Raw genomic sequence first — 4894 nt, forward strand, 5'->3', positions numbered from 1 at the left:
CCCCCCCCCCCCCCCCGGCACCAGGTCCCCCAACCCCGCGGCCCCCCCCCCCCCCGCGCCCCCGCTTCGATTCACGGGGCGCCTTCGACCTCGGCGATCAGCCGCAACGCCTGCTCCACCTCGCTGTCGGGGACCATCAGGCGGACGGGCAACTGGCGGTAGGCCGTGTCGGCGTCGAAGATGAACGGATGCAGGTCGGCCGCCTCCAGGATCATCTTCAGGTAGCTCAGCCGCACCGGATCCTCGGTTTCCAAGATGGCGATCATACTCAGGCTCCACCCGCCGCGGGCGGGTCGGGCAGCCGACGCACCCGGACCAGGATCTGTTCGCGTTCTCCCGCCGCGCGCTCCACCAGCAGGCGGGCGACCTGGGCGTCGTCGTGGAAGGCGTAGCCCTTGAGGGCGTCGAGGATTGCCTTGGCCAGGTTGTCGAGGTCCATCCAAGGTGGATCACCGATATGTTCCATGCGGATTTCCACGGCGAAATCGCCCCAGGTCGGGCGGGAGCCGCGCCAGGCCTTGTGGAAGAACTCATGGATCAGCGGCTTGTAGTATTTCGCCTGGGTGGTGAGGCCATCGACCTCAAGCTCCATCGCGCCGCCCCGCTCTCGGGCGCGGACCTTGCCGTGCTGGGTCCAGGGCTCCGTCACGGCACGACGGCAACGCCCGCGGCCACCGCCGCACGCGCCAGCCGTTGATCGAGAGTGGCCAAGGGCAGCCGAAGCCGACTTGCAACGTCCAGATAGGCGGCGTCATAGACGGTCAGGTCGTGCAGGTCCGACAGGCGGACCAGCGCCCAGGCGTCAACATCGTCATCCCACTCGATCGGCAACCCGAGAAAGTCCTCAAGCATTCCGTCTCGCTGGGCGTGTGCAATCTGTCCGCGTCTGAGGCGGTTCCGCAATCCGTTGGGCACCTCCAGCAGCATCAAGCGCGGAGCTGCGGCGCCATCGCGCATGCCACGGCGGACCAGGGCCTCAGCCTGCGCCGCGCGATCGTCCTTCAGCAACCAGGCGAGCACTGTCGAAGCGTCGAGCACAAATGCACTCAATAGCGGCGACCCTCTGCGATATCGGCCCTGATTTCCTCGATGGTCGTTGTGAAGCCCAGCGACTCTCGCCGCGCCCGAACTCGCGTCAGCAGCGCTTCGCCTTCCTCCCGGGTCAGGCGTTTGTGGATGGCGTTCAAGGTCGCGACCGGTTCGCCGCGTTTGGTGATCACCACCTCCTCGCCCCGTTGAGCGGCGGCGAGCAGTTCCGACAGTCGGTTTCTGGCTTCCAACACGCCGACACGCATTCGCCGCTCCTGGCTAGGTATCTGGCTATATGAGCCTCCCCCGGTCCTGTCGCAAGCGCCTTGCAGTCTCGCGCCGTCTCGCTAAACCGGCCCCGCCCGCACGTGGAGACCCCGATGAGCGCCACCCGCACCGAGACCGACACCTTCGGCCCCATCGAGGTTGCCGCCGACCGCTACTGGGGCGCCCAGACCCAGCGGTCCTTGCAGAACTTCAAGATCGGCTGGGAGAAGCAGCCGATCCCGGTGGTCCGGGCGCTGGGCGTGGTCAAGCGAGCGGCGGCCGAGGCCAACCTGGCTCTGGGCAAGATCGATCCGAAGGTCGCCGAAGCCATCGTCGCGGCGGCTCAGGAGGTCATCGATGGCAAGCTCGACGACCACTTCCCGCTGGTGGTCTGGCAGACCGGGTCGGGCACCCAGTCGAACATGAACGCCAACGAGGTGATCGCCAACCGCGCCATCGAGATGCTGGGCGGGGTCATGGGCTCCAAGACGCCGATCCACCCCAACGACCACGTCAACATGAGCCAGTCGTCGAACGACACCTATCCGACGGCCATGCACATCGCCTGCGCGGAGGAAGTGGCCCGCCGCGTGATGCCGGCGCTGGAGCACCTGCACGCCGCGTTGACGGCCAAGAGCAAGCAGTTCGCCCACATCATCAAGATCGGCCGCACCCACACCCAGGACGCCACCCCGCTGACGCTCGGCCAGGAGTTCGGCGGCTATTCGCACCAGATCGCCATGTCGGTGCGCCGGCTGAAGGATACCCTCTACGGCCTCTATGAGCTCGCCCAGGGCGGCACGGCGGTGGGGACCGGCCTCAACGCCCCCCTTGGCTTTGCCGAGAAGGTCGCCGAGCGGATCGCGGCGATCACCCGGCTGCCGTTCATCACCGCGCCCAACAAGTTCGAGGCGCTGGCGGCCCATGACGCCATGGTGTTCAGCCACGGCGCCCTGACGGCGGCGGCTGGCGCTCTGTTCAAGATCGCCAACGACCTGCGCTTCCTGGGCAGCGGCCCGCGCGCCGGGCTTGGCGAACTGGCGTTGCCGGAAAACGAGCCGGGCTCCTCGATCATGCCGGGCAAGGTCAACCCCACCCAGGCCGAGGCGCTGACCATGGTCTGCGCCCACATCATGGGCAACCAGACGGCTATCGCCTTCGCCGGCAGCCAGGGCCACTTCGAGCTGAACGTCTTCAACCCGGTGATGGCCTACAACTTCCTGCAGTCCTGCCGGCTGATGAGCGACGCGGCGGTGTCCTTCACCGACAACATGGTGGTCGGGACTGAGGCGCGGGAGGACAACATCAGGGCCAATCTGGAACGCTCGCTGATGCTGGTGACCGCGCTGGCCCCCACCATCGGCTACGACAACGCCGCCAAGATCGCCAAGACGGCGCACAAGAACGGCACGACGTTGCGCGAGGAGGCGGTCGGCGGCGGCTATGTCACCGACGAGGCGTTCGACCGGCTGGTCCGACCGGAGACCATGATCGGCCCCGGCTGAACGCCATTGACGGGACTCGCCTGGGGGCGCGTGAAGGCGCCATGGCCCGTGAAACCGTCTACATCCTGCAGAGCTATGTCGCCGGGCGCGGCAAGGCGCTGAAGGCCGAGCAGCAGGTCGGCTGCAAGACCGCCGAGGAGGCGCGGCGCAAGGCCGAACGGCTGGCGCCTCTGCGGCGGGGAGTCGTGGCGTTCGCCGCCACGGCCGACACCGAGCTTGGCGACTACGACGAAAACCCGGTGATCCTGTTCAAGTCCGGCCAGCTGCCGCATCCGTTCTCGGAGGCCTGAGGCGGTCGTTCAAAGATGACCCGCCGGGCGCACTCTGGTAGTCTGGCGGCCATGGGCAAAGGTGAACTGAAGATCGATCCCGTACTCCTCGCCGAAGCCGAGGCGGTCGGCGTGGCGGCCAGCCGCGTTGCGGAGGACGCCATTCGCCGCGCCATGTTGCAGCGGATGAGCCCCGCTGAAACCGAGGCGCGGGCAGCCAGGTGGGCAGCGGAAAACGCCGAGGCCATTCAGGCGCATCGCGAGCGCATCGAAAGGTACGGCGTGTTCGGCGAGGACCTCAGGACCTGGTAGTTGCGCCAGTTTGACGTCTTTCCAAATCCTTCAGATCGGTCCCGCGAAGCCGCACCCTATGTCGTCGTGTTGCAGTCGCACTTCCTGGCTGCGGTCCCCACGACCATAGTTGCGCCGTTGCTCATCGACGATGATCGATCCGCCTATTCAGACGCCAGCGTGAAGCTCGCCTTCGACAACCAGCGCTATGTCCTGTCCGTCCCGGAACTGGCGGGTATCGAGCCCTCGCGGCTGAAAGGCTGCGTCGGCAGCCTGGCTGCGCACGAAGACGCCATCCGCCGCGCCCTCGACCGCGTCTTCACCGGCTTCTAAGCCGTCCGCATCACCGCGACGTCGGCGAGGTCTTCCAGCGCCGAGCGCCAGGGATTGCCGCCGAAGTCGGCCAGCGCCGCCTTGGCGCTGGCGGCGTAGCCGGCGGCCAGCTCCAGGGTCGATTTCAGCGCCCCGGTCTGGCGCATCAGCTCGCGGGCGCGGGTAAAGTCGGCCTCGGTCTGGTCGCGCCGGTCGATGGTGCGGACCCAGAAGTCGCGCTCGCCGGCCCCGGCGCGGGCCATGGTCAGCAGCAGCGGCAGGGTCGCCTTGCCCTCACGGAAGTCGTCGCCGGGGTTCTTGCCCAGCGTCTGGCTGTCGCCCGAATAGTCCAGCGCGTCATCGACCAGCTGGAACGCCAGCCCCAGGTCCTGGCCATACTGGCGCAGCGCGCGCCGCCGCCCGGGCGAGGCGCCAGCGGAGACCGCGCCGGCCTCCGCGGCGGCGGCGAACAGCTCGGCGGTCTTGGCCCGGATGATCTCCAGATAGGTGGCCTGGTCGAGGTCGAGGTCATGGGCGCGGGTCAGCTGCAGCACCTCGCCCTCGGCGATCACCCGGCTGGCGCGGGCCAGGATCTCCAGCGCCGGCATCGAGCCCGCCGCGACCATCAGCTCGAACGCCCTGGCGAAGAGGAAGTCGCCGACCAGCACGCTCGAGGGCGCGCCCCAGATCAGGTGGGCGGCCACCCGGCCGCGGCGCAGCTCGGAGGAATCGATCACGTCGTCGTGCAGCAGGGTGGCGGTGTGAATGAACTCCACCGCCGCCGCCAGCTTCAGGCAGTTGTCGTCACGGGCGCCACAGAGCCGGGCCGCCGCGATGGTCAGCAGCGGGCGCAACCGCTTGGCCGAGCCCGCAATCAGGTGGTCGGCCAGCGCCGGGATCACCGGCACGGGACTGTCCATATGTTCGCGGATGAGGGCGTCGACGGCGCGCATGTCGGGCCCGGCCAGCTTCAGCAGCAGGTCCAGGGAGGGCGGCGCGGCAACGGCCTGGGCGGCTTCCAAGCGAGGTAATCCTTATCGTCCAAGGCGTCCGGGGCCCACCAGCCGCCGTTTGCCGGGACAATGGTGACGCGATAGGACACGGTCAAGCGACGAGCGCCGCACCCCCTTCTACACCAAGGCCAGCCCAAATGGATGCCGTCACTGAAGACCGTCTGCTAGACGGCCGCGTACGCCTGCGCCAGCCCGCGCGAGGCTATCG

General features: G+C 68.3%; 9 protein-coding genes. 4 read left to right on the forward strand and 5 right to left on the reverse strand.

Annotated elements, in window-relative coordinates:
* Positions 1 to 71: 71 nt before the first annotated feature.
* The 4 genes from RMN86_RS08155 to RMN86_RS08170 are packed head-to-tail and all read right to left on the reverse strand — an operon-like array spanning position 72 to position 1295.
* Positions 72 to 266: a DUF2007 domain-containing protein gene (locus RMN86_RS08155; RefSeq protein WP_309605335.1), complete on the reverse strand. Its 195-nt coding sequence runs from the start codon at positions 264 to 266 to the stop codon at positions 72 to 74.
* A 2-nt stretch (positions 267 to 268) separates the two neighbouring features.
* On the reverse strand, positions 269 to 592 hold the full coding sequence (locus RMN86_RS08160; RefSeq protein WP_309605342.1) for a RusA family crossover junction endodeoxyribonuclease: 324 nt from the start codon (positions 590 to 592) through the stop codon (positions 269 to 271).
* A gap of 53 nt (positions 593 to 645) precedes the next feature.
* Positions 646 to 1038: a type II toxin-antitoxin system VapC family toxin gene (locus tag RMN86_RS08165; protein ID WP_309605336.1), complete on the reverse strand. Its 393-nt coding sequence runs from the start codon at positions 1036 to 1038 to the stop codon at positions 646 to 648.
* An 8-nt stretch (positions 1039 to 1046) separates the two neighbouring features.
* Complete coding sequence (locus RMN86_RS08170) at positions 1047 to 1295, reverse strand: type II toxin-antitoxin system prevent-host-death family antitoxin (protein ID WP_309605337.1); 249 nt, start codon at positions 1293 to 1295, stop codon at positions 1047 to 1049.
* A 114-nt stretch (positions 1296 to 1409) separates the two neighbouring features.
* Here RMN86_RS08170 and fumC point away from each other — a divergent pair, with 114 nt between their 5' ends.
* Genes fumC through RMN86_RS08190 form a run of 4 tightly spaced genes read left to right on the forward strand, consistent with a single transcriptional unit; the run spans position 1410 to position 3694 of the window.
* Entirely contained in the window at positions 1410 to 2801 is a 1392-nt protein-coding gene (gene fumC, locus RMN86_RS08175; RefSeq protein WP_309605338.1) for a class II fumarate hydratase, read from the forward strand.
* A 41-nt stretch (positions 2802 to 2842) separates the two neighbouring features.
* Positions 2843 to 3091, forward strand: coding sequence for a hypothetical protein (locus RMN86_RS08180; RefSeq protein WP_309605339.1), 249 nt, complete (start codon positions 2843 to 2845; stop codon positions 3089 to 3091).
* 51 nt (positions 3092 to 3142) lie between these two features.
* The gene (locus RMN86_RS08185) at positions 3143 to 3382 is read left to right on the forward strand and encodes a type II toxin-antitoxin system CcdA family antitoxin (protein ID WP_309605340.1); all 240 of its coding nucleotides are present in this window, start codon (positions 3143 to 3145) and stop codon (positions 3380 to 3382) included.
* The gene (locus tag RMN86_RS08190) at positions 3383 to 3694 is read left to right on the forward strand and encodes a CcdB family protein (protein ID WP_309605341.1); all 312 of its coding nucleotides are present in this window, start codon (positions 3383 to 3385) and stop codon (positions 3692 to 3694) included.
* On the opposite strand, the gene RMN86_RS08195 is transcribed toward RMN86_RS08190, so the two are convergent.
* Entirely contained in the window at positions 3691 to 4659 is a 969-nt protein-coding gene (locus RMN86_RS08195) for a polyprenyl synthetase family protein (RefSeq protein WP_309605343.1), read from the reverse strand. The two genes, RMN86_RS08190 and RMN86_RS08195, sit on opposite strands and share 4 nt — an antisense overlap.
* Positions 4660 to 4894: the final 235 nt, after the last annotated feature.

This window comes from Phenylobacterium sp., from assembly GCF_031360265.1.
Classification (GTDB): Bacteria; Pseudomonadota; Alphaproteobacteria; order Caulobacterales; family Caulobacteraceae; genus Phenylobacterium.

Excerpts from the sequence above, each read along its gene's own strand:
- fumC (WP_309605338.1), top strand. The coding sequence starts at position 1,410 with ATGAGCGCCACCCGCACCGAGACCGACACCTTCGGCCCCATCGAGGTT.
- RMN86_RS08160 (WP_309605342.1), bottom strand. The coding sequence starts at position 592 with ATGGAGCTTGAGGTCGATGGCCTCACCACCCAGGCGAAATACTACAAG.
- RMN86_RS08155 (WP_309605335.1), bottom strand. The coding sequence starts at position 266 with ATGATCGCCATCTTGGAAACCGAGGATCCGGTGCGGCTGAGCTACCTG.
- RMN86_RS08185 (WP_309605340.1), top strand. The coding sequence starts at position 3,143 with ATGGGCAAAGGTGAACTGAAGATCGATCCCGTACTCCTCGCCGAAGCC.
- RMN86_RS08170 (WP_309605337.1), bottom strand. The coding sequence starts at position 1,295 with ATGCGTGTCGGCGTGTTGGAAGCCAGAAACCGACTGTCGGAACTGCTC.
- RMN86_RS08180 (WP_309605339.1), top strand. The coding sequence starts at position 2,843 with ATGGCCCGTGAAACCGTCTACATCCTGCAGAGCTATGTCGCCGGGCGC.